The organism is Alicyclobacillus sacchari, from assembly GCF_004366795.1.
Lineage (GTDB): Bacteria > Bacillota > Bacilli > Alicyclobacillales > Alicyclobacillaceae > Alicyclobacillus > Alicyclobacillus sacchari.
In genome coordinates, this window is record NZ_SORF01000063.1 from 1 (window position 1) to 1,112 (window position 1,112).

Annotated in this window: 1 protein-coding gene and 1 pseudogene; both read left to right on the plus strand. The window is 54.3% G+C overall.

Annotated elements, in window-relative coordinates; genetic code table 11:
* Positions 1-372, plus strand: a pseudogene (locus tag C7445_RS14440) (IS21 family transposase); the annotation flags it as partial.
* Complete coding sequence (gene istB, locus C7445_RS14445) at positions 369-1,097, plus strand: IS21-like element helper ATPase IstB (RefSeq protein WP_134161418.1); 729 nt, start codon at positions 369-371, stop codon at positions 1,095-1,097. The pseudogene C7445_RS14440 and the gene istB, both read left to right, overlap by 4 nt.
* The last annotated feature ends 15 nt before the right edge of the window (positions 1,098-1,112 follow it).

Consider the following 1,112-nt stretch of genomic DNA (forward strand, 5'->3'; position numbering starts at 1 on the left):
ATTGAGTGGTCAGCTGTGTTCGACGGATACCGGAGAAAGCCAAGGGCGGTGATGTACTCCGACCTGGCGAAATTCATGCCTGCTTCCGTACGCACATTTGTGCAGGTGGAGGAGGTCGATCTGAGGAAGTCTCGCATTGCCTTGATTCGTCGATTGCTGGACACACACCAGATGTCTGAGATTGGTGCTGCACTCGATACATTGACAGGGCATTTCAGTCCCGACGCAGCGCTTGAGCATGTACTGTATACCATGAAACATCCGGAGTTCCGCCCCGAGCCGTTTACGGAGCCTCATACCCCGATGGGGATTCATGGACACACACCCGACCTCAGGCAATACGACGCCATTCTGGGGGTAAGCAAAGCATGAAACAGGAATTGGCCGCTGCATGCAAGAGCCTCCACTTGGGCTACGTGATGGAGGCGTACGAAGCCATTCCATTCAATGACCGCTCGGATTACCTGCTTGGCGTGCTGCAGGCAGAATTGCAGGGTCGAGAGATGTCCAGGATTCGCAGGCTTATGAAGAAAGCCCGCTTTCCACAAATAAAGACACTGGAAGACTATGATTTCAGGGCGGTGACGTTCCCGGCACACTGCAGCCGTGAGCTCTTAATGGATCTTGTATTTCTCGAGCGAAAGCAGAACGTGATGATGCTTGGTAAAGTAGGAACAGGTAAGACCCACTTGGCGACAGCGCTCGGCGTTGAGGCCTGCCGAAGAGGACACGAGGTACGATTCTTTCGGGTACATGATCTCGTAGCCACCTTGCAGGAAAAGTACCAGGCCGGGACACTCAACCGTTTCCTACGAGAGCTGCAAAAGGCTGAGCTGCTCATTCTCGACGAAATGGGCTTTGTGCCCTTTCACAAAGATGGCGCTGAACTGCTGTTTCACGTCGTCTCGGAGTGCTACGAGCAAAGGAGCGTGATTGTGACCTCGAATCTTGAGTTTGGCCAGTGGAACACGGTCTTAGGTGATGCCAGGCTCACAGCCGCACTCGTGGACCGGCTTGTCCACCATGCACACGTCCTGGCGTTCACCGGCGAAAGCTACCGGTTGCAGCATGCTCTGTCCGGAGTGAAGTCGTCGTAATCTTCAGTGTTGGCG